The organism is Denitrovibrio acetiphilus DSM 12809 (assembly GCF_000025725.1).
Classification (GTDB): Bacteria; Chrysiogenota; Deferribacteres; order Deferribacterales; family Geovibrionaceae; genus Denitrovibrio; species Denitrovibrio acetiphilus.
Window position 1 is genome coordinate 2164752 of the sequence record NC_013943.1, and the last position, 24166, is coordinate 2188917.

General features: G+C 42.8%; 19 protein-coding genes. 7 read left to right on the forward strand and 12 right to left on the reverse strand.

The window, feature by feature from the left end:
* Positions 1–63 precede the first annotated feature (63 nt).
* Together DACET_RS10330 and DACET_RS10335 are read right to left on the reverse strand one after the other, a co-directional pair.
* Positions 64–1386: a TRAP transporter large permease gene (locus tag DACET_RS10330; RefSeq protein ID WP_013011318.1), complete on the reverse strand. Its 1323-nt coding sequence runs from the start codon at positions 1384–1386 to the stop codon at positions 64–66.
* Positions 1379–1906 (reverse strand): TRAP transporter small permease subunit, encoded by a 528-nt coding sequence (locus DACET_RS10335; protein WP_013011319.1) that lies wholly within the window; start codon positions 1904–1906, stop codon positions 1379–1381. Before DACET_RS10335 ends, DACET_RS10330 begins: the two co-directional genes overlap by 8 nt.
* 291 nt (positions 1907–2197) lie before the next feature.
* Between DACET_RS10335 and DACET_RS10340 the strand changes: the two genes are divergently transcribed.
* The 7 genes from DACET_RS10340 to DACET_RS10370 all read left to right on the forward strand — a co-directional run bounded on the left by DACET_RS10340 (position 2198) and on the right by DACET_RS10370 (position 12030).
* Positions 2198–3505: a radical SAM protein gene (locus tag DACET_RS10340; RefSeq protein ID WP_013011320.1), complete on the forward strand. Its 1308-nt coding sequence runs from the start codon at positions 2198–2200 to the stop codon at positions 3503–3505.
* A 94-nt stretch (positions 3506–3599) separates the two neighbouring features.
* Positions 3600–4901 (forward strand): HAMP domain-containing sensor histidine kinase, encoded by a 1302-nt coding sequence (locus DACET_RS10345; protein ID WP_013011321.1) that lies wholly within the window; start codon positions 3600–3602, stop codon positions 4899–4901.
* A gap of 59 nt (positions 4902–4960) precedes the next feature.
* The gene (locus tag DACET_RS10350; RefSeq protein ID WP_013011322.1) at positions 4961–5332 is read left to right on the forward strand and encodes a hypothetical protein; all 372 of its coding nucleotides are present in this window, start codon (positions 4961–4963) and stop codon (positions 5330–5332) included.
* A gap of 157 nt (positions 5333–5489) precedes the next feature.
* The gene (locus DACET_RS10355) at positions 5490–6191 is read left to right on the forward strand and encodes a response regulator (protein ID WP_013011323.1); all 702 of its coding nucleotides are present in this window, start codon (positions 5490–5492) and stop codon (positions 6189–6191) included.
* A gap of 240 nt (positions 6192–6431) precedes the next feature.
* Positions 6432–7400 carry an ABC transporter substrate-binding protein gene (locus DACET_RS10360; RefSeq protein WP_169304224.1) on the forward strand — a complete coding sequence of 323 codons (969 nt, stop codon included), beginning with the start codon at positions 6432–6434 and terminating at the stop codon, positions 7398–7400.
* Between the two features lie 54 nt (positions 7401–7454).
* The gene (locus DACET_RS10365) at positions 7455–10424 is read left to right on the forward strand and encodes a response regulator (RefSeq protein WP_169304225.1); all 2970 of its coding nucleotides are present in this window, start codon (positions 7455–7457) and stop codon (positions 10422–10424) included.
* Positions 10417–12030 (forward strand): response regulator, encoded by a 1614-nt coding sequence (locus DACET_RS10370; protein WP_013011326.1) that lies wholly within the window; start codon positions 10417–10419, stop codon positions 12028–12030. The genes DACET_RS10365 and DACET_RS10370 overlap by 8 nt, the downstream gene beginning before the upstream one ends.
* Before the next feature lie 48 nt (positions 12031–12078).
* On the opposite strand, the gene DACET_RS10375 is transcribed toward DACET_RS10370, so the two are convergent.
* The 10 genes from DACET_RS10375 to narH all read right to left on the reverse strand — a co-directional run bounded on the left by DACET_RS10375 (position 12079) and on the right by narH (position 24166).
* The gene (locus tag DACET_RS10375; RefSeq protein WP_013011327.1) at positions 12079–13383 is read right to left on the reverse strand and encodes an amidohydrolase; all 1305 of its coding nucleotides are present in this window, start codon (positions 13381–13383) and stop codon (positions 12079–12081) included.
* Positions 13384–13387: 4 nt separating this feature from the next.
* Positions 13388–14623: a Zn-dependent hydrolase gene (locus tag DACET_RS10380; RefSeq protein WP_013011328.1), complete on the reverse strand. Its 1236-nt coding sequence runs from the start codon at positions 14621–14623 to the stop codon at positions 13388–13390.
* Positions 14624–14639: 16 nt separating this feature from the next.
* Complete coding sequence (gene dcuC, locus DACET_RS10385) at positions 14640–15890, reverse strand: C4-dicarboxylate transporter DcuC (RefSeq protein WP_013011329.1); 1251 nt, start codon at positions 15888–15890, stop codon at positions 14640–14642.
* Positions 15891–15950: 60 nt separating this feature from the next.
* Entirely contained in the window at positions 15951–17360 is a 1410-nt protein-coding gene (gene aspA, locus DACET_RS10390; protein ID WP_013011330.1) for an aspartate ammonia-lyase, read from the reverse strand.
* Between the two features lie 262 nt (positions 17361–17622).
* Positions 17623–19041 (reverse strand): sigma-54-dependent transcriptional regulator, encoded by a 1419-nt coding sequence (locus DACET_RS10395; RefSeq protein WP_013011331.1) that lies wholly within the window; start codon positions 19039–19041, stop codon positions 17623–17625.
* 3 nt (positions 19042–19044) lie between these two features.
* Complete coding sequence (locus tag DACET_RS10400) at positions 19045–20751, reverse strand: ATP-binding protein (protein ID WP_013011332.1); 1707 nt, start codon at positions 20749–20751, stop codon at positions 19045–19047.
* A gap of 298 nt (positions 20752–21049) precedes the next feature.
* Complete coding sequence (locus tag DACET_RS10405; RefSeq protein WP_013011333.1) at positions 21050–21421, reverse strand: PAS domain S-box protein; 372 nt, start codon at positions 21419–21421, stop codon at positions 21050–21052.
* A gap of 144 nt (positions 21422–21565) precedes the next feature.
* Complete coding sequence (gene narI, locus DACET_RS10410) at positions 21566–22234, reverse strand: respiratory nitrate reductase subunit gamma (protein ID WP_013011334.1); 669 nt, start codon at positions 22232–22234, stop codon at positions 21566–21568.
* Positions 22227–22727 carry a chaperone gene (locus DACET_RS10415; protein WP_013011335.1) on the reverse strand — a complete coding sequence of 167 codons (501 nt, stop codon included), beginning with the start codon at positions 22725–22727 and terminating at the stop codon, positions 22227–22229. The genes narI and DACET_RS10415 overlap by 8 nt, the downstream gene beginning before the upstream one ends.
* Positions 22727–24166, reverse strand: coding sequence for a nitrate reductase subunit beta (narH, locus tag DACET_RS10420; RefSeq protein WP_013011336.1), 1440 nt, complete (start codon positions 24164–24166; stop codon positions 22727–22729). The genes DACET_RS10415 and narH overlap by 1 nt, the downstream gene beginning before the upstream one ends.

The following is a 24166-nucleotide window of genomic DNA, read 5'->3' on the forward strand; positions in this document are numbered from 1 at the left end:
ATCGATTCACTACAGCCAAAAACTAAAAAACATTAAAGGCACCTATTTTACGGGTGCCTTTTTTTAATTAGCAGTCATAACGCCCGGCAGCCATGTCACCATCTCCGGAAAAAGAATCACAATAGTCAACGCCACCAGCTGTATAATGATAAAAGGTATGATTCCTTTGTATATGTGAGCAGTTGTAACATTAGACGGGGCAACCCCCTTCAGAAAGAAGAGAGCAAAGCCGAAAGGCGGTGTAAGGAAAGAGGTCTGAAGATTCATAGCAAGCAGAATCCCTATCCAGAGCAGGTCTATCCCCATATGCTGAAATATCGGAGCCACAACAGGAACAATGATAAACGTAATCTCTATGAAATCTATAAAAAAACCTGCAATAAAAACCACAAGCATCACTACCGCTAAAAAAGTATACGGTGAAAGATTTGACCCCACAATAAGCTCACGCAGATAAACATCACCATCCATACCCCGAAAAACCAGTCCGAAAGCTGTTGCCCCAACCAAAATTGTAAAAACCATACTTGTAAGGGCTGTTGTCTCTTTCATCACAGCCAGAAGAGTCTTATACTTAAACTTTCCCTGCACAGCCGTCAGGAATGTTGCACCGAATGCACCCACAGCAGCGGCTTCCGTAGGAGACGCTATCCCTTTAAAAATAGAACCGAGGACGCAGAGTATCAGAGCAAAAGGCGGAAGAAATGCTCTCAGAAGACGGGCGATCATAGCCCATCCGGTAAACCCCGCAAGCTCCTCAGCAGGCATAGCAGGAGCCGCTTTTGGTCTGAAAAGAGCTACTGTCATAATCCAGATAAAATAAAGCCCCACAAGCATAAAGCCCGGCAACACCGCTCCCATAAACATATCACCAATGGAAACACCGAGAATGCTGCCCAGAAGAACAAGAACTATAGAAGGCGGAATAATCTGCCCTAATGTACCCGCAGAGCAGATAGTACCTGTCGCCACTTCGGGGCTGTACCCTCTTTTAATCATAGTCGGCAGGCTCAGAAGTCCCATTGTAACGACTGTTGCACCAACTATACCTGTAGACGCAGCAAGCAGAGCCCCTACAACCACAACAGATATGGCAAGACCGCCTCTGACACGTCCGAAAAGGAGCGCCATAGTCTCAAGAAGTTCCTCAGCGAGACCAGACTTTTCCAGCATAACCCCCATAAAAACGAACAGAGGCACGGCAATCATAACGTAATTCGTCATAACCCCCCATATCCTCAGAGGGAGAAGATTAAAAAAGTCCATTCCGAATGTGAAATACCCGAAAATGAGTGAGACTCCGCCGAGTGTAAACGCAACAGGAAACCCAAACATCAGCATCGCAAAAAGAGTTATAAAAAGTAAAAGAGGCATCATCTCAGCCATTATTGTCCTCCTGTCTGCTGCCTGCAAGAGTCAGCAGAGAGCGGGAAGCAAGCGCAAGCCCCTGTAAAAAAAGCAGACCAAAGCCGATGCTTATAACTGATTTAAGCATCCACCTGTTCGGCAGCCCTCCAGGGTCAGGAGAAACCTCGTGAAAATGGTAAGAATTAATAATAAAAGGCACACTGGTCTTAATAACAAGAACACAGAATGGCAGAAGAAATACAAGCGAACCCACAAGATTGACAAGAGCTTTAGCCTTCGGGGTAAACCTTGAATAAAGAACATCAACACGGACATGGTTATCCAGCTTAAGCGTGTAACCAGCCCCCAAGAGGAATATAAGGGCAAAAAGATGCCACTCCAGCTCCTGAACAGCAACAGAACTGTTCTTAAGAACGTATCTGGTAAAAACATCATAGCTGACAACGACAACGAGCAGTGTCGTTATCCATGATGTCAGATATCCGACCGCAGAATTAACACGGTCTGCAAAATTGCTTATAATTATAAAGAATTTCAACGTGAACTCCTGGAGCTATGCAAAGGATTGTGTTTTGCAATCATGTAGTAAAATTTAAATATTCAGTATTTTTACGCCACATAACGGGATAATTCAAGAAAAAACGCCTTAAATATACCATAGCGTTTCATTTTTGGCATACACCCCATGATCTTAACTTTATGTTCATATATGAAATATCACAACAGTCAATATGTACACATATAAATTATTATTTATTGACAGTAATTTATTTCTTGATTTAATTATCAAAACAACGCAGACTCCGGCTTGATTACACGGATGTGAAACATGTTAGAAAGATATGCAGAGCTTAACACAGCAGAATTTGGCAGAATGTACGACCTTATCCCTTTTCTGGAAGGCTCAACAGCGGAAAGTTATGAACACCAAAGACAGATGCTTTTAGAAAAGCTCGCAGGACTTGTACAGTGGGGGCACCGAGGGACAAAAGCCGATGTTTCTGCCATGTCGGAAGGGTGCAGACTTTGCGGTGAAGGTGTCTGGTCATGTCTTTTTATCAATGGTAAATGCAACTGTGACTGTTTCTACTGTCCGGCATCCCAGAACGAAGAATGCCTCCCTACAACCAATGCTGTCTCGTTCAGTTCTCCTGCGGAATACACTGCCTACCTCAAAGAGTTTGGCTTCAGAGGCGCAAGCATAAGCGGCGGGGAACCTCTTCTCACTCCTGAACGCACATTGTCATATATTAAAGCGGTAAAAGATGAATTCAAAGACAAGATATATATGTGGATGTATACCAACGGCTCCCTTGTCACGAAAGATATCCTGCAAATGCTGAAAGAAGCCGGACTTGACGAAATACGTTTCGACATAGGCGCAACTGACTACGACCTCTCAAAACTAAAATCTGCCGTGGGGATTATACCATTCGTCACAGTTGAGATACCTGCTGTTCCCGAAGAGCTGGACAACATGAAAACTGTCATGCATGAACTTGCAAAAATCGGAGTGAATCACCTGAACCTCCACCAACTGAGACTGACTCCGTATAACTTTCCGAATCTGATTGAACGTGACTATCACTATATACATAATGAATCTGTAACTGTCGCTGAATCAGAGCTTACAGCGCTTGAACTAATGCTTTACGGAAAACAAAACAGCATAAATCTGCCTGTCAATTATTGCTCATTCCCCTACAAAAACAGATATCAGGGCTATGCTTCCAGAAAGCGCAGCATAGAGCAGATGATAAAAAACTTTGAAACCATAACGAAAAATGGATATATCCGCCGCATCACAGTGGCGGCTCCTGATATACAAGGTTCACTGACGGCGCCCAGTGAAAAAAACGGCGACAGCAGCATAAGCATACATCAGGATGATATATCTGAGATAAGCCATAACGCAGATATCATCATATCTTACTTCTCAGCAAGACAGATTCACTCTGTAAGCTACAGAAATCCTTTCAAAATAATCCACCTGACAGACAGCAAAGATGTCGTTATAGAAAGATTCCGTGTTTCAAAGGACATCCGCACAAACGCATCAGATTTTGCAAACGGAATACTGCCGGATGAGTGCAGACGCTTTGAAGTCTTCTCTGAAGGGCTCTTGGACTACATTTAACCCTGTTACAATTTGTAACAATTCATTGCATTTCAGACACACATTCTACACTTTATCGGCATATCTTATATATATGAAATGAGAAGGAGGGCTTATGCCTTTTTTACGGTCTATCTTTACAAAACTTCTATTTATCATAATAGGTACTGCAGTTCTGATACATATAATACTTCTGGGGGCATACCATATATACGCCACAAACAGCAGTTACAAACTCACAGCCAATGCCATACAATATGCGGACTACATAAAAAAGGATCTGGGTACACCTCCTGACCTGACTGAAGCCAGAAAAATCACTCAGAAAACCGGCATATTGATCAGCTATAAATCAGACACACAGCAGTGGTTCACAGGAACCCCCGACGATATCCCCAATAAGAATAAAATGCATGTGGTTAAAGAGAAAGAAGGCGTCACAATCGCATACTCACATGATTATGCCGTTGTTACATTCAAAGACCAGAGCAGCACAATGGAGATGGTTCTCGCCCCGAACAGCAGCCAGACCAAAATGGTCAAAATATACGGATACTGCATCTTAGCACTCATTCTGCTTGTTTTTCTTGGTGCGTATATGATCATCCGTATGCACATAAAACCTGTAAAGCAGATGTATGAAGCAATAGGTGAGGTAAAAAAAGGAAACTACGACTATAAGATCAAAAGCAGAAGTAAGGACGAACTCGGACAGCTCTGTAAACTTTTTAACGAACTCACCGAAGAAATTTCAAGAGCGGTAAAAACAAGGGAGAGACTGCTCATAGACGTCAGCCACGATCTTCGGACCCCCATCACCAGCCTGAAGCTTGCTGCTGAAATGTTAGCTGAATCAGATGTTAAAAACGACATCCAAGATGACCTCAACTATATGGATGAAATGATTTCATTGATCCTCGACTCCGTACGTCTGCATAATATGCACAACATAAAACCTTCTCTGGAGTGTTTCAGTCTGAACGACCTTGTTAAAAAGACTGCTGCACAGCTTCCGAAACACGACAAAGCTATCATTTTTGAAGATAGAGTAGATGCTTTCATAAACGCCGACACAAAGCTTACAGCTATGGCATTTAAAAATATTCTTGAAAATGCTGTCAAGTATTCTGCCAAGTCCAAAGCCCCGATAGAGGTCATTATATCAAAAGCTGACTGCAAGTATCTGCTCACAGTAAAAGACCAGGGTATAGGAATATCCGAAGGAGACCTGATTCACGTTACGGAACCTTTCTACAGGGCAGAAAACTCAAGGACAAGAGCAACAGGCTACGGACTGGGGCTAAACTTATGCGAAAGGATTGCACAGGCACAGGGGGGGGAATTGGCAGTAACAAGCGAACTTGGCAAGTGGACCAAAGTGGAGCTAAGTTTCCCTGATACAACCTGTTACAAATAGATACATTACAGCAACCATTCAGGAATTAAAAAAATATATATTTATTCACGGAGGCAAAAATGGAAAACAAAAATACAAAAACAGAGGAACAAGTTCTGGAAGCCTTTCATATGATGTGGGACGAATACCCCTCTCCTGTAATGCTTCTCTCCCGCAGGCACGATATCATTACAGTTAACAAAGCAGCAAACACGATGGGAATACCTAAAGGTATAAAATGCCACGAACTAACTCCCGGAGTATCTCATGCAAAATACTGCCGTGCCGCTGAGGCACTTAAAACTAAAACAGCCACCAGAGCGGTCTGCAAACTGGAAACAACTGAACAGGTTATCGATTCCTATTGGATACCGGTACACGAGGGGGGAGGATACCTCCTCCACTTTGGCAACGACATTACCGAGTATGCCGATGATAGTCTGTTTGCCTGAAACCAAATAAGTGCCGCTCTGAACGATAGGGGCGGCGCCCCTTCTTGAAAAGGAGAATTCAATGAAAAACCTGAACGGTATTGCATTTCTTATAACAGCCGCTATTTTTATATCAGCAGTCGTAATTGCTGTAATATATAATATTTGAGTACAACTTATGAAAACAAGGATAATGATTATAGATGATGACAGCAAACTAAACAGGATGCTGAACAAATACCTTTCCCAATATGCCTATATCGTCGACAGCTACACCAATCCTCTGGAAGCTATAGAAGCTCTGGAAAACGATGAGCCGTCCATAATCATCCTTGATGTAATGATGCCTCATATCAACGGTTTTGAAACATGCAAAAGGATCAGAAAGATATCTGATGTACCTATAATAATGCTCACTGCCAGAGGAGATGTTTCCGACCGGATAGCCGGTCTTGAATCCGGCGTTGATGACTATATGTCAAAGCCCTTTGAGCCGAGGGAACTTGTAGCAAGAATATCTGCAATATTAAAACGGACTGAACGTCAAATCTCCCCTAAAAAAGAGAAGGGCATCCTCGAATATGGCAATCTGAGAATAGACCTGTCAGCAGGCAGAGCATACCTCAGCGGGATACCAATGGAACTTACTCAGGGCGAAATGTCTGTGTTAAGCCTTTTTGCCAGACACCCATTTAATGTCATGGACAGAGATGCCATCCAGAACGAACTTAACGGCTCCGACTGGGATGCGTATAACAGGTCAGTGGACGTAACTGTCAGCAGGGTAAGGGCAAAGCTTGGTGATGATCCGAAAAATCCTTCATATATCAAAACTGTGTGGGGAACAGGCTATATGTTCATTGCTGAACCACCAAACTAAACCTATAAGATAAGCACTTCATAACCTGATACGATTGTTTCTTTACGAAGAGTCGCACCATGCTCCATAATTTTCTCAATGGGGGACGCAAACGCTGCCCCACAGCTAAAGACGAAGCTTTTTATCAAAAACAAAAATTAAACTTCATGCGCGCCTAGTAATAAGTTGTGTTATTCTTTTTACAAAAGGTGACTTATGATAAAACAAAACATTATAGTTATACTAACAATTTTATTATGCATGGGATGCAATTCTGCTCAAAACAGTAAAGATGCAGAGTCTTTACAAAAAGCACGATTATGTCTTTATAACGGCGAAGCCAGCACACTCTTTTTCATTGCTGAACAGCAGGGCTTCTTTCTTAAACACGGCATTGATGCAGAAATAGCCCTCTATCCAACAGGCAGAGACGCCATAAATGCAATGCTTAACGGTGATGGACATTTTTCTGTAAGCACAGAATTTGTCGTTGTTAAAAAAACTTTTTCCAGAACAGACTTCAAAATACTCGCATCAGTCACAGATGCTGATATCAACAATGCGTCAACTAAAATATCCAGCGGAGTTTTTGCTAAAAAATCCAGTGGTATATCAAAACCATCCGACCTAAAAGGGAAAAACATAGCAACTAACATCGACACCATCACGGAGTTCTTATGCGGTGTGTTTCTCGAGCAAAACGGTATGGCTTATACTGATGCAAATGTTTTAAACATAGCACCGAATGAACGGATAAACTTTGTTAACAATCCTGATTTCGATGCCTTTTTTGTATGGGAAACATCTATTTTTAACATATTTAAACCTCAGACAGACAAGCTGAATTACTTCCCTATGCCTTCATCAATGCCGTTTCACTTTATATTAGTTGTTGACGAAAAATACCACCGGGAAAACCCTGAAGTATCAGTAAAAATACTGAAATCACTTTATGATGCTGAGGAATGGGCTCAGAACAACTATGAAGAATTGAAACAGTTGGTTAAAGAAAGGTTTAATCTTTCGGATGACTACGCCGTCAATGCCCTGAAGCGACATAAACTTATAATAAATTTCCCATATACACTGCCAAGAGCAATGGAAAACCAGATAACATGGCTGAGTAGATACAAACACTACGGAGCAGACGAAATCATAAACTTTTCGACACTCTTTGACACAGCCCCTCTCAAGAGGGTTAAACCATCTTCTGTAACCATTATCGAGTGATGTACTATGCGAATACAAACCATCAATGCCATAATAACTATCCTTTCCCTAGTATTGTTAACATATTTTTCAGTCCTGCTCATCGATCTCTCCAAAAAGACAAAAGCGGCGGAAATCAGAAATAATCTAAGCAACGAGCTATCGATGCAGATGAATGATCTGGTAATTCTCATATATGAAATCGTTCTGTTCGACAGTAAACAGGCAAAAACAAAATGGCTCGACAAGTATGCACAGACAACCCAAACAGTAGAGAAACTCACTGAGTCTCCGGCACCTAAGCTGCTGGCTCGCAAAATGCACATTAAAATGCTCCACGAACTATTGAAAAATGTATTTACTGAATATCTGAAAATTGCAAATAAAACAGGCAATGATAATTACTATAAATATCAGATTGATATCCAGACATCAAATATATTCTCTATTTCCAGCGAGCTGAACAAAAATGTTCTTGTTCTGCAAAAGCAAACAGTAACAGAGCTTTCCAATTTGACTCAGAAAGTTAATAAAGAAGTTCTGATGTTTATATTTTCTTTAACAATATTTCTCATTATGGCATTTATATTTCTATGGAAAAGGGTCATCAGACCAATTGTATTTATATCCAAAATCCTTCCTGAATATGCTATCGGTTCCGACCTTGAACCTTTAAAATGGAAATACAACGATGAAATAGGAATATTTGTAAACACGTTCAACGATACGCTTGAAAAACGTAATGAATGGGAAAATGAGCTGACTCTTATCAACAGACAGCTCCTCAATACGAATAAAGATCTGGCGAAAGCGCGCGATGCCGCAGAGCAGGCAAGCAAGGCTAAAAGTTCTTTTCTGGCAAATATGAGCCACGAGATAAGAACACCTCTGAACGGCATCATTGGTCTTACAAAACTTATGCTGGATCTAGAGCTCTCCAACAAACAAAAGGATTATATGAGAAAGATAGACCGCTCTGCAAAGGCTCTGCTGGGTATCCTTAACGATGTCCTTGACCTATCAAAAATCGAAGCCGGGAAACTGCGTATTGATAACCATGACTTTGTCTTTGAGAGTGTTTTCAAGAGTATTGACGACCTTTTCACAATTAAGATAGAAGAAAAAGGTCTGGAGCTGTTTTTTGAAATTGATCCGGAAATCCCTCAGCACCTCACAGGCGATCCCCTGAGAATCAAACAAGTCCTGATTAACCTAGTCAGCAATGCAGTCAAGTTTACCGACGAAGGAGAAATACACATAAAGGCTGAGGTGACAGAAATTACGGACAGTGACATCAGTATCTTGTTTTCTGTCAGAGATACGGGGGTTGGCATACCTGCAAATGAACTTGAAAAGATATTTACTGCCTTTACTCAGGTAGACGAAACTTCTACCCGCAGATACGAAGGGACAGGGTTAGGGCTTGCGATAACGAAAAACCTGGTAAGCATGATGGGTGGAACTGTCACCGTAGAAAGTGATATAAATATGGGCAGTATTTTCAGCTTCAAACTTACCTTACAAATACCTGTAAATGCTGTTTCAAGCAATCCTAACAATCTCTACGGGATGAAAACCCTTGTCGTGGACGATAAAGAAACATCAAGGGAAATTCTGCGCAAAATACTGGAGTCATGGTCATTTGAAGTTTATACAGCAAAAGATGGTGAAAGTGCCTTAAAACTTGCCCAGGCAGAACATGAAAAAGGCTCACCTTTTCATTTAGTGTTAGTAGATTGGAAGATGCCTGGCATGGACGGATTCGAAACTGCTGAAAAGATCAGAGAATTCAGCAGAGACAGCGGTATTCATGATAAAATTATAATGATAATGGTCACAGCTTATGAGAAAGAACTCACAGAAAAAATGTCAGGAAACGATAACTTTAACTTTGTCCTGAGCAAGCCTGTCACTCCGTCAATATTATTTGACTCCATTGTGAACATTCAATATCCGAAAAACTCTGCCGAAGCTGAAACATACAATGAAGTTGCCAAGGCTTACCCGGGGAATGACATAGGCGGCAAAAGCGTGCTTCTGGTAGAAGACAATAGCGTAAACCGCCTTGTTGCTCAGGAAACATTACAAAAGTTCGGACTAACAGTTGAGGTTGCCCTGAACGGTAAAGACGCTGTGGAAAAAGTTAAGTCAAAAAAATATGATGCCGTCCTGATGGACATACACATGCCCGTAATGGACGGTTACCGTGCCACTGCAGAAATAAGACAGATATTTGATAAAAAACAACTTCCCATAATAGCGCTAACCGCTGATGCACTGGATACTCACAAGGAGAAATGCTTTGCAGTGGGCATGAATGACCATTTGTCCAAGCCTATCAATATTGAAATACTTTTTAAAGTATTATGCAAGTGGCTTCAGGTTGACTACGAAATACAGGAGATGCGCCCTTCTGATGAGTATTTTCAGCAATTGACAAAAAATAAAATCACTTGCCTCGATATAGAATCAGCCGGAAAGCGAATAAACTATGACTGGGAACTTCTGCGGGCAGCAATCGCAACTTTCAGAAACGACTACAAAGATGCAGCAACAACCCTGAATAAGCTAATGGAAAATAAGCAATTCGAGCAGGCAGAAATATTTCTCCACGAGCTTAAAGGTGCCGCCGGATACATCGGAGCAGTGACAATTGTTAAAATGGCAATAGATCTCCGGCAGGCACTGCTTGATGAAAAACTGGATTCGACAACGTTATTGACACAAGAACTTTGCAGTGAGCTTGATAATGTCATTATAAATATAAACAATATCGATGCAGACACATATCAAAGCAGTAATAATATCCAGTGTTCTGACCAGAGGATCAAACAAGTTTTTTCAACTGTTTTAGATATAATATCCAACTTCAAACTTGTACCGGATGAAACAATGACTGAGCTTTCAAGCGTGCTCCAAAGCTACCCTATTATATTTGAAAAACTGGAGTCTGAAATAAATGATTTTGATTATTCCAAAGCAGAAGTAACGCTTAAAAAAGCCACCTTACAACTCGGCATAGACATGGAGGAATCAGATGATTAAATTAACTCATTCATCCATTTTAATAGTTGACGATTCACCTGAAAATATAAGAGTGCTTGCTGACCTGCTGGGTAGTGATTTTGACATTAAAATAGCTAAAGACGGGGCAACAGCGTTAAAAATACTTGCATCCCCCCCTTATCCTGACCTGATTCTACTCGATATTATGATGCCAGGTATGGATGGCTATGAAGTTTGCCGGGAAATTAAGAAAAGCTTTAACACACGTAATATTCCGGTAATATTCATAACAGCAAAATCTTTAACAGAGGATATTGTGCTTGGGTTTGAGCTGGGTGGAGTTGACTATATTACAAAACCATTCAACGAGAAGGAACTCATGGCAAGGATTCAGACTCATCTGGAACTGAAATCTATCAATGAAGAGCTGGAAACACTTGTCAAACAGGAGACATTAAAACGTCTGAATCAGGAGATGACATTTAAGCAGCTATTTGACTCCTTGAACTCTTTTATCTCAATTATAAGCATGGATTACAAATATATTCAGGTTAACAGACAATATTTAAAATTTTTCAACAAAACAGAAAAAGAACTCATCGGACAACATGTTAGCACAATCATAGGGGCAGAGAAATTTGACTTTATCAAACCCAAATTCCAGAAAACACTTAAAGGCGAAATAGTGCAGTATGAAGGGGAAATATTTATATCAGAAGGCAAAGCAATAAATACTGAAACAACACTGTCACCCTTTTTAAATGATGAAGGAAAAATAATCGGCATTATCTCCAACACAATAGACATCACAGAAAAACTGAACCTAAAAAAAGAGCTGAATATACAGGAACAAAAACTTATTCAACAGAAAAAACTTGCGGATATGGGACAGATGATAAATGCCATAGCCCATCAATGGCGGCAGCCGCTAAATGCCCTCGGGCTGATCGGGCAGGAGATGGTTGAAATACTCACTGATAACAACCTCAACGATAAACTGATGAAGGATTATGACAAGGTATATAGCAAACTTATAGACCACATGTCCAAAACAATTGATGATTTCAGAAATTTCTTCAAATCTGATAAGTCAAAAGTGAATTTTGACGTGACGCTTGAAATTATAAATCTGGTGAACCTGATAGTCACACAGTTCAAAACAAAAAATATAGATATCGCTTTCTCCTGTCAATGCGATCAGGAAAAATTTCACTATACGAACTATTCTGAATACCCCGGTTGTGAAAGTCAAGATGTCATGGTAAACGGCTATGTTGGAGAATTTAAGCAGGCATTGATAAATCTGCTGTATAACGCAGCAGATTCGATAGAAGAAGAGCTGCAAAACAACACAGCAGATAAAAAAGGTCTGATAAAAATCAACGTTACGAGCACAAACAGCATAGTTAAAATCAAAATAACCGACAACGGCACAGGGATACCTAATGAAGTCCTATGCAGAGTTTTTGATCCGTATTTCACCACTAAGGAAGAAGGCAGAGGAACCGGTATCGGTCTTTACATGACCAAAATTGTGATAGAAGAACACCTTAATGGAAAAATCGCAATTGAAAACCAGAAGGACGGCGGTGCTATTGTTGAGCTTTCTATCCCCGCTGCAAAAAAACCAGACAACAGAAAATAGGTGGTTCCGTCGGCACCCCTCCAGCGGAACCATATCACCTGTAGATCTTTAAGAAAGTATATTCAACACGCTCCTGACGTACAGTTCAACACCCGGTGCAAGACATGACTCGTCAAAATTAAAATGATAGTCATGGTGCCCCGCAGTCAGTTCACTGCCGAACATAACAAAAGTACCTTTTCCGCCACTTTTCTGAACAGCAGTCATCATGTGAGAGTAATCTTCGCTCCCACCCATATTAGTCTTATCAATAATTTCATTTTTATCAAAAAAGTCCATGGATTCAGCTATTTTTTTAACTATTTCCATCATCTCAGCGTCACTTTCTCCGCTTTTGGTTTTCCCCATCAGCTTAAGGTCGTACTTTACGCCATACATTTTAGCAGCGCCGTCGATAACATTTTTGGCACTTTCAAACATAAAGTCGTCAATTTCTGATGTTTCGCCCCTTGTTTCCACTTTTATAAGAGCGTTGGGAGGGATAACATTGCGCCCCTGCCCTGCATTAAGAACACCAACGGTGATGCGTGATGCACCTTCACCGTGCCTTGGGATAGCATGCAGGTTCAGTGCAGCGGCGGCGGCGGCAAGAAGTGCATTTTTCCCAGCTTCCGGAGCTCCGCCTGCGTGAGCCGGTACACCGGTAAAGGTCACATCGAATTTAGTAGTGGCAAGAAACTTGTCAGTGCTGCATATGAACTGACCTGTTTTAGTCGCTCGGAAACCAATATGCCCACCCAGTATAAAGTCAACACCATCAACAACTCCCGCGTCCACCATAGGACCGGCACCGCGTACGCCCTCTTCGCCAGGCTGAAAGATAATACGGACAGTTCCTTTTATCTGGTCTTTTAATTTTGTCAAAACCTCTGCAACGCCCAGCCCGATAGAAGCATGTCCGTCATGACCGCAAGCATGCATAGCATTCTGGTTTATGGACACAAATCCTTCTCTGTAAGGAAAATGGCTTTCATCCTGCACTTCCGAAATATCATTGGAGTCAATATCAAAGCGCAAAGCCATAACCGGACCTTCACCACATTTAAGCTCGCCAACCACCCCAGTCAGCCCGCCTTTCATCATCTGGACAAGTTCAGGGTCAGCCCCTTGCTCCACAGCACGCTTCATATGAAGCTCAAGGTCTTGCTCAGAGGGAACCCCCATCATGCTTTCTTTGCATATGACATCTTTCCCCAGCTTAATTTCATAACCCAGCTCTTTAAGCTTAGAGGCAATGATGGAAGTTGTACGGAACTCAGTCCATCCAGACTCCGGATGTTTGTGAAAATCACGCCTGTACTGAACGAGCTTTCCTGCTATACCGTCAACAATCTCTTTTACTCTATCTGTCATAATCTCATTCCCCAGCCAGCTTAATTGTGGCTTTCAGTAATAGGTCTGCCCCGAAACAAACCTCATCCATAGAGGTATGCTCCTCGATGTTATGGCTGATACCCTTCGCACTCGGCACAAAGATCATCCCAACCTCTGTAAAGTGCGCCATATTCATAGCATCGTGCCCTGCACCGCTAGGCATAGAAAGGTATGATATCCCCATCTCATCTGCAGTTTCCTGAAGGGTGCTAATCACCCTGTCAGACAAAGCGACAGGCTCATCATTACATAGCTGTTCGTACTCTATATCGAGATGTCTTCTCTCAGCGATGTCGGCAATCAGGTCTTTGACAGCCTGAACAGCTTTATTTTTATCTTCCATGGATACATCACGAATATCAATCCCGAGCTCAACTTTTCCCGGAACAACATTCATAGCACCGGGAGTTACATACAAATAGCCGACAGTACCGACTGTTTTTTCACCCGCCTCGGAAGAAGCTATCCGCTCAACACCAAGGACAAGCTCACTAGCACCGGCAAGAGCATCTTTACGCATTCCCATAGGGGTATTGCCGGAATGGTCAGCCAAGCCTTTTATAGTAACTTTAAAACGTGTAGGAGCGGCAATGGAAGTCACTATACCCACGGGATATTTTTTGGCTTCAAGAACGGGGCCCTGCTCAATATGCATCTCCAGAAAAGCATATATACTTTTCGGGTCAACCTTTGCGGATTCGATATGGTCGGCATCATAGCCACAGCCTTTCAAAGCCTCATAAAGCGAAATGCCGTTCTTGTCTTTTAGTTTATTAAGTAATGCCAGATTCAGTTTGCCTTCCATAGCTTTACTTCCCAGAGTAGCTACACCAAAGCGGCTTGACTCTTCGGAAGAAAAGTTTACGACTTCGACAGGTCTTCTGGTTTTGACATTCCCGTCATTCAGGGTTCTAACTATCTCAAGAGCTGACAAAACGCCTATAACACCGTCATAATGCCCGCCTTCAGGGACTGTATCTATATGAGACCCCACCATAACAGCAGGTAGGTCTTCTGTCCCCGCTCTGCATCCGCGCATGTTTCCGAAAGCGTCAATGCTTACTTCCAGCCCTGCGTCTTCCATAGCTTTTTCGAGCCAGGCTCTGGCAGCCATATCTTCTTCAGAGAAAGAAACTCTTGTAACTCCTCCGTTTTCCAGAAGCCCGAACTGTTTCAGCTCAGCAAAGTCTTTTTTAAATCTTTCCGGATTGATTTTCATGCTGGTCATCCTGTATTTAGAAAATGAAATAAACTACAACAACAGCAATACACATACCCAGAGCATTGCGTTTGGCAAGTTCTATGGGGTTAACTTTTGCGATTGAGGCACATACAATGGCAGCACCTGCAAGAGGTGACATAGTTCTTCCTATTGCGCCCGACAGAGCAGCCATACTGCCCATGTTAACAACTTCCATTCCGAACTGATTCGCGTGAGGAGTCACAGCTTCGTTAAATGCAAACGCTGCCGCATCACCGGAACCGCTTATAAGACCAAGAAGGAAAGGACCAAATGTCCCACCCAGCTTGGCAATGCTAGGTGTTGTTGTCAGTGTCTGAATAAACGCATCAACAAGACCTATTGCCTGCATACCGCCGACAAATACAGCTGCTGCAATGATGATCCCCATTATGTTTCCGTAAGCAGATCCCATCCCGTCGAAGAAACTTTTAGTAACTTTTGTCGGAGAAGTTCTGGTTACGGCGAGAGCCAAGAGGCACCCTATGATCATCGCCTGAGCAACGCCCATCTTAAGAGCCGAGACGAGACCGCTTGAGCCGAGCACAAGTATTGTCAGAGGCACAAGGGGAACTATTGCATAGAGAAGATTCGGTTTTTCTATCAGAACTTCAGTTTCATCGGCTTCAGGAATATATCCTTTATGCTCTTTCATAAAAAAAGCTACTACTGTAAGACTTAAAGCTCCTATCACCCCTGCTATTATATCTGCATGGGCGTGAACACCTATAACACTCATAACATCTACCCCGCCGAGTTTAGCGATGAAAGGGTTATGAGAAAGACCGGGACTGAGCATACTGCCGAATGTCCCTGCAAGAACTGCTGTAGCACTTAATGCCGGATGAACTCCAGCAGAAATAAGAATAGGGATAAAAATAGACCCTACCGCAGCCGCTGTACCTGCCGCACTGGGAAGTGCAGTATTAATGCCGAATGTTGCAAGTGTTGCCGCAGGGATCAATAGAAAACGTGCTTTTGCAATCACACTCGCTACAGTCTGGATAAAGTGCTGATCGCATTTGGTAGCCTTCATGACAAACGCAAACCCCATAACAGAACAGATCGCCTGTATAAGACCGCCTGTTGTCATGCGTTTTGCGAAACTATCAAGCACAGACAGAGGATCCATTGCGATACCAGCCATAAGCAGACCGGCCGCGATGAGAACCATCCTTGTATCATACTGCTTAACAAGAAAATAAACTGCTGCCAAGATAATGATTATACCAAGTATAATGTTCATAATATAACTCCTTGTGTCTTCTATAAAGTGTACACTATATTCTGCGTACTTTTACTCTCTCTAAACGGATATAAATTTCGGATGCATCATATTTTCAGGTGAAAGTATTTCGTCAAGTTTCTCTTTTGAAATAAGTTTTTTCTCGAGAACAAGATCATACACTGATGCGCCTGTTTCAAGTGCTTCCTTTGCCACAGCAGTCGAATTTTCATAACCAATACAAGGATTAAGAGCCGTTACTATCCCTATACTGTTTTCCACCATCTTTCTGCAAACTTCTCTGTTTGCTGTAATACCGGAGATACATTTATTTGCAAGAGTGATACAGCCTTTGTCCAGCAGCTTCATTGACTGAAAAAGGTTATAAGCAATAACCGGTTCCATAACATTCAGCTCAAGCTGTCCGTTCTCTGATGCCATAGTGATGGCGATATCTCCGCCGACAACCTGATACGCTATCTGGTTAAGAACCTCAGGGATAACAGGATTCACTTTCCCCGGCATAATAGATGAACCCGGCTGCATCTTAGGAAGATTTATTTCGTTGAATCCTGCACGGGGGCCAGATGAGAGCAGGCGCAGGTCATTGCATATCTTAGATAATTTCACAGCAAACCTTTTAAGAGTCCCGGATATCTGCATGTATGCACCTGTGTCCCATGTTGCTTCAACAAGGTTGGCAGATGTTTTGAGCGGAATACCTGTAAGGTTACGAAGACACTGAGTAGAAAGACGGGCATAGTCGGTGGGAGCATTAAGACCTGTTCCTATTGCTGTTGCACCAAGGTTAATCTCATGCACAAGATTATGAGTTTCAAATACACGATCTATGTCTTCGCTGATTGTTGTGGCATAGGCAGCGAATTCCTGCCCAAGTGTCATTGGCACTGCGTCCTGAAGCTGTGTACGTCCCATTTTCAGTACATCAGCAAATTCCTCACCCTTTTTAGCAAATTCTTTCTGAAGAACAAGCATGCTCGCCATAAGTTTTCTAAGCTCAAAATGAAGGGCTATTCTGAAAGCTGTAGGATATGCATCATTTGTTGACTGAGAACAGTTTACATGGTTGTTCGGGTGACAATGATTATAGTCCCCCTTCTCAAACCCCATTATCTCAAGCGCAACGTTGGCTATAACTTCATTGGCGTTCATGTTGGTAGATGTTCCTGCACCACCCTGAAAGACGTCCACAACAAACTGATCGTGGAATTCGCCATCAATTATTCTGTCACAAGCTTTACATATTGCGTGAGCAACATCAGAAGACAACAGCCCAAGCTCAAGGTTTGCCATTGCTGCTGCTTTTTTAACATATGCCAAGGCATCTATAAGTGATGATACTGATGAAATAGCTACACCGCTAAGCTCAAAGTTTTCCTTTGCACGAAGAGTCTGAACTCCGTAGTAGCAATCGTTGTCAACTTCTCTCTCGCCAAGCAAGTCGTGTTCTAAGCGATATTTTTTGGACATTTTCTTTTGCTCCCGCTCATGACTGACATTAGTTATTTGTCACAAGCAAACTTAATATAACAATAAATAAAGCAATAGAAATGCCAAACAGATCGAGACCCATAAAGCATTCATAATAAAAGGCATATGCTCAGAAGAGTATTTATCGAAGGGGTATAACCACAGCGATACGAAATTCTGACCGATAGCAGTAATCCTTAAATATCAAGGCATTACCAGACTTCCCCAAAGTTATAGCTATTACAAAAGTTATAGGGGTTTTTTATGCATCCACATCGGTCATCTTTTTAAGACGCTTGCTAAGGGCTGGCTGTGAAACGCCAAGGAGCCTAGCAGCAATGGACTGGTTATTGTTACTTCTTTTCATAGCTTCATTCACTAATATATTAGAGATATCGCTCAGTTTGGGCAACGGCTTATTCGGATCGAATATATTACCAGAAGGATCCTTCACAAGAACAGTCTCAGCAGGCTGTCTGTCTATGGCACGTTTAAAGGCATCCATCGAAAGCATCTTACTTTTATGAGTGCTCATGGCGTCAAAAACCATACCTTTAAGCTCGCGTATATTACCCGGGAAATCATAGTTAGCCAGCAGTACAGGCAGCTCGTCAGGATAAACAGGCTTAACTTTCCCCAGTTCATCGGCTGTCTGCTGTATAAAATGATCAAGAAGAACAGGGATATCATCCTTACGTTCCCTGAGCGGCGGGACATGAACATGATGAGCGCAAAGTCTGTAGTACAGGTCTCTGCGCATCTTTCCTGATGCCTGACTAACTTCAAGATCCTGAAGGGTCGCAACTATCACTCTGGCACTAATGCGCTTCGGGATATCGCTGCCAAGAGGGAAATATTCACCCTCCTGCAAAAGCCTGAGCAGCTTAACCTGTGATGTAACACTGAGATCACCTATCTCATCCATGAACAAGGTCCCCTGACTGGCATTTTCAACAAGCCCTTTCCTTACAGAATCAGCCCCGGTGAATGCACCTCTGCTGTGCCCGAAAAGAGTGTCTGAAAATACCGAATCATCCAGCCCGGCAACATTAACAGTCACCAAAGGTCCCTTCCTGTTACTAAGCTCATGTATAGATCTTGCGATCAGCTCCTTCCCTACTCCGCTCTCGCCTGTTATAAGAACCGGTTTGGAGCTCACAGTAATTGCCTCTATATATTGGAATATCGAAAACATCTTCTGATTACAGGTTATTATATCTTTGAAAGCTTCCGGTCTGTCCAGTCTGCCCTTCATAAAGCGGCTGATAATCTCTCTATTCTCACGTTCGAGATCAACAGTTTTAATAGCTCTCTGTATCCCCTTGAGCAGGCGTTCTTTCTCACCTGTTTTAACATAAAAATCAAAAGCACCGTTCTGCATACTCTCAACAGCAGTATCAACCTGATTCAGCCCAGAAACAATTATCACAGGGATACCGGGATATGTTGAGACTATCTGCGGCAGGAGTTCCTTTCCGCTTATATGCGGCATGTTTATATCAAGGAGAATAAGTCCGACGTTTTCGGACTCGAGAATCCCCATAACCTCCCTGCTGTCCTGACAGCGGATTACGTTATTTATCCCACCGTCCATATTGAGAGTCATGCTCATGATCCTCAGCCATGCGTTTTCATCATCCACAAGAAGCACACTGAATGACGGATAAAGAGTTTCTTCCATTGGTTATTCTCCAGCTAAAGCAGGCAGAGACACAGATACTTTTGTACCCTCCCCAACCTTTGAGTCAAATTTTATTTTTCCCCTGTGTTCGGAGATAATGGTGGCAGAGATAGAAAGCCCCAGCCCTGTGCCCCCTTCGTTACGCTTCGTAGTGTAAAATGGGTCCAGCAAAGAGTCAAGCTGGTCAGCCGGTATGCCAACCCCATGATCTTCAACTTCCAGCACCACTTCATTATTTTTCTGAGAGTAATATGTTCTTGCGTATATAGTCTGGCTTTTATCATCCCTCGCTTCACAAGCGTTTATGATAAGATTGATTATAACCTGCTCAATACGACGGCTACTCCCCATAAAAGCGGGGATATTATCTGCGCAGGATATTTTAACTTCGCAATTCCTTTTTTTCAGAGAACCCTCAATAAGTCTAACTGCCGCAAAAAGTACATGATTCAGGAAAACTTTTTCTGTGAGCTCATCATCACCTTTTTTTGCAAACCCTTTAAGATCATCAACAATCTGCTTTATGCGGCTTGCCCCCATTTTAATCTCTGTAAAGACCTCTCCAGACTCTTCACGAAGCATGGAGTAGCGCAGTCCGCCTATGGAAAAATCCCCCTCATCTTTATATCTCTCTTCGAGGGTCGATTCTGCTGTCTGATAAATCCTTTCCAGAACAGACAGATTATACAGTATAAGTCCGGTGGGATTGTTAATCTCATGGGCAACACCGGAGACAAGAGTTCCCAGAGATGCCAGCTTATCAACCTGAATAAGCTGCTGCTGCTGGCGTTCAAGCTCTTTTGTTCTTTTATCCACCTCTTTCTGAAGAGACCTGTTCCAAAAAGTAACGGTACAGATCAGCAGAAGAAGTGTACTCAGAATCAGTCTGCCGACTTCAATTCTGGTATTCACTTTCTCATCAGAGCTATATGGACCGAGCCATTTGGCATAAATCTCAGAATCAACACCTCTGGTGTGCAGACTTTTAATACCCTCAACAAGCTTCCTGCTAAGCTCTGTATTCTCTTTGAGTGCAGCAAAACCATATTGAAGGGGTGGAAATATTTCACCTGCCGGAACAACCATGCTCCTGCCATAAAGTTTTTCCAGAAACATCAGCTGTCTTTCAAGGTCTCTGGTGGAAATATTAGCAAAAACAGCGTAGTCATAATCATTCAGAGCAAGCTTGCTTAATGCCTCCGCACGGGTATTGACAAGAGTAACGTTCGCTTTAAACTCATTCAGCTCCAGATATTTATCAGTCACTCCGCCCTTCGTGACCAAAATCTTTTTACCTTTAAGCCCTTCCAGAGAATTAACCGGATAATTATCTCCGGTTTTTGCGAAAATATTCTGATGTATTTCAGTATGGGGGTAGAAAAACAAATCATGCTTCCGTGCATAAACCTCACTCACCCCTTCCAGAATGCTTATCTCTCTCTGTCTGAGAAGCTTGAGGTTTTTATCAGGGTTCGCCAGTTTTATGTCAACGCTGAGCCCCATTTCTCTGGCTAAAGCACGGATAAGCTCAACATTATACCCCTGAGGTTCAACGTTTTCGTCCAGAAACTCATAAGGCGGATTACTGCTGCTCCCCCCTGCAATAACAGTTTGATGGGGATTTGAAACCTTCTCCCCCTGAGTGGAGAAACCCGGCAGATAGACAATTTGAAGCGACAAAAGAAGCAGGAAGAACAAAACTATGGGCACTTCACACCTCATAAAAACATATGACTACTATTTAAGATAGATATTTACAGCATCTATTGTCAACTTTATATTATCCCGCACCATGTTACACCTCTTAATAGATTCCCACGTGTAACCCCGTGGCTCTATTGCTCCGCACGTGATTAACAAACTTCGTCCATTATATTCCCCGCAATGACTTATAAGCTCGAAAGCTGTGACTAGCTCATTCATCCACGCATACAAAGAGGGCATCAACCAATAAAGGTCAATGCCCTCAGCGCAGCTTTAACTGTAACAAGCGGTATAACTATGTTATTCATTTCCCTCTTTTTTCGGTGATATTTCTCACTATAGAGCTGAACCCCACAACTTCGCCACCCTCTTCTATCATCTGCATAGAAAACTCTATAACGAGCTTTTCACCACTTGCAGACAATGCAGGGACTGAAAGCATTTTATCAGCATAGGCGCTCTCTCCTGTCCGTGCTGTTTTGTTGAAGCCTGTCCAGTGCCTCTCTCTGTGCCTTTCAGGAATTATTATATCCAGATTTTCCCCAATTGCCTGTTTTGCCGAAATCCCGAATATCAGCTCACATCCTCTGTTCCAATACTGTATTGTCCCATCTACAGAAACATACATAATCCCGTCACTGGTCTTTTCTATCATCTGTTTAAAAAAATCAGTCATATAACACTCCTTACATTTTATCTTCTCTTTTCGGTACTTGCGCCTTTAAACCGCCCAGCTCGCACGACAAAGACGGCTGTATTCAGAACAAAACGATCATATTAACTTCACGCTTAATGCAGCATGCCCCCCCTATTCACTGAACTAAGCTTTCTCGTATCCCCTTACTATCTGTGGTTTTCTGAAAAGATACAGCACAGGGACATATACCAGATGCATAAGTCTGGTAAAAGGGAGTATCGCCATCAAAAGAAACCCCAACATGATATGAGCAGAGAGTACAGCCGGAATACCGGTGACATATGCTACTGACGGACGAAATATAATCAAACTCCACAAATAACCGGACATGTTAGATGCAAACCAGCTTATCCCCCACCTGTGAGCCACCGCAACGGAGATCCCGAGCACAACCTGTATACAAAGCAGCAGCAACGCTATATAGTCGGCTGAACCGGAAGACGCAAAGAGAGTCTCCTCCCCCACCCTGCGAAGAAGAAGTATTGTCACCCCAAAAAGCGCAGCGAAACCGCCGCCGAGAGCCACGATTTCAAGCAACATCAAAGCCCCTTTAGAAGAAGAGATATTTAAAATCAGCCATGGAAATACCAGCCCGATTAAATGCCCTAACAAAACAGTCAGTATACCGAAATGCCAAGGCACAATTCCCCAGAAGAGCTTCTTTTTCTCAAAAAAGCCCGTTGCCGGAGCAGATATTCTCAGCCCGGCAAACATGATATTTGTCACCAGCCCCAATATCATCACCGAAAGACATATATATGGAAAGATTATAAACATAAAAGTATTAAGCATCACTCACCTCCTGATTCTCTGCAAACAGACAGAGCTCTTCTTTCAGCCCGCACAATACAGGCAGGTATACACTACCGGAACGGGTCAGCGCTGTTTCAATCTTTTCTACTGCCCGCAGAAGGATACCAGACATCAGACAGGCATCGTTTAACCCGCCTGTTCTTCCTGCTGCATCCTGCAAAGCGTTCAGCAGATCAGGCAGATAATCCGGCGATGCATTCCCGCAGGAGCCGCCGTAAGTCTTTTGAAAAGACGCAAAACCCGCCAGAATATTACTGCGCTCCTTCTCTTCTTCAGTCAGATGCACCGTTATCATCAGCGAAGACTTCTCGCTGAAATCAAACGAATCAACATACTCCTCTTGGAGATTGCCAAATTCATAATATTTCAGATGAGCTGTTCCCGCTCTTTCTAAACTGTCTACCCCGTTGGAAAAGACGGCTTTTTCAGACGGATACCTGAGCAGTTCACTATATTGGTCAAATATTTTCATTACTGCCTCCAGCTTTTCTTGCCCCTGACACCAAACCCCACTTCTCCCTGCCTCTTATATGGATCTTTGCTCTCAGCATGGGAAGACAGAGGTATAACCATACGCTCGTTGAGTGAAGCCTGAGTGATCAGGTGATAAGCCTTCTCTATCTGCTCTTCTGAAAATGCTGAATCTTTTAAAACTTTTTCAGCACCATCTCCACCAAACCTTTTTTCTCTCATATACTTTCTGACATCCGTAAGTTTGTTCTGTATCTCCCTCACCGGCTCTGTATTCCCAGCAGAGAATAGCTTAGCAAGAAGTGTCAGCGGTATTTTCATCATATCTGAATCAGGGAGTCCGGCATGAGCCTCAGCCCCCGCTGTAACAGGTGAAAGCGGCGGCACATAAAACACTGACGGAAAAGTTCTGTATTCCGGATGGAGAGGCAGTGCAAGCCCCAGCTCTTTAATGTAAGCATATGCAGGAGACTTTGAGGCAGCTTTGAGCCACTCATCGTTTATTCCCGCTTTTTTTGCCTGACGTATAACATCCTTATCATTCGGGTCGAGGATGCAGCTTTCGTATGCCTCCATAAGATCGGCATCAGCAACAGTCATCACCTCTGCGAATCTATCCATGTCCACAAGCAAAACGCCTATGCTGCGTATTTTACCTGCACAGGACTGAGAACATATCGTTGGCTGACCGTTTTCTATACGTGGGTAGCAGAATATACATTTTTCTGATTTCGAAGTATTCCAGTTATAATATACTTTCTTATAAGGGCAGGCAGAAACGCAGTACCTCCATGATTTACATTTCTCCTGATCTATCAGAACAACCCCGTCGTCCTCTCTCTTATATATAGCACCTGACGGGCACGATGCCACACACGCGGGGTTAGAGCAGTGATTACAGAGTCTGGGGAGATGAAACATAAACACACTCTCAAACTCCATCATAAGTCTTTGTTCTTCTTCAGAAAGGTTCGGGTCGGCAGATGCATATTTATCAGAACCGCCCAGATCGTCGTCCCAGTTCGGACCGCTTTTAATCTCCATGTGCTTGCCTGTCACCTGAGAGATCGCCCTTGCGGTGGGCTGAGTTTTGCTTTCAGCCGCATCTATCAGATGTTCATATTCGTATGTCCACGGCTCATAGTAATTTTCCATCTTCGGCTGATCAGGGTTATAGAATATCTTAGCGAGCATCCCGAACTTGCCGCCCAGTCTGAGCCTGAGCCCATCAGAGGTAACATCCCACCCCCCTTTATATTTATCCTGATCTTCCCACTTTTTAGGAAATCCGGTTCCCGGCTTTGTCTCTACATTATTCCACCACATGTATTCGGCACCCTTTCTGTTCGTCCACATGTTTTTACATGTAACTGTACAGGTATGACAGCCGATGCATTTATCCAGATTAAGAATCATTGAAAGCTGAGCTTTTATATCCAT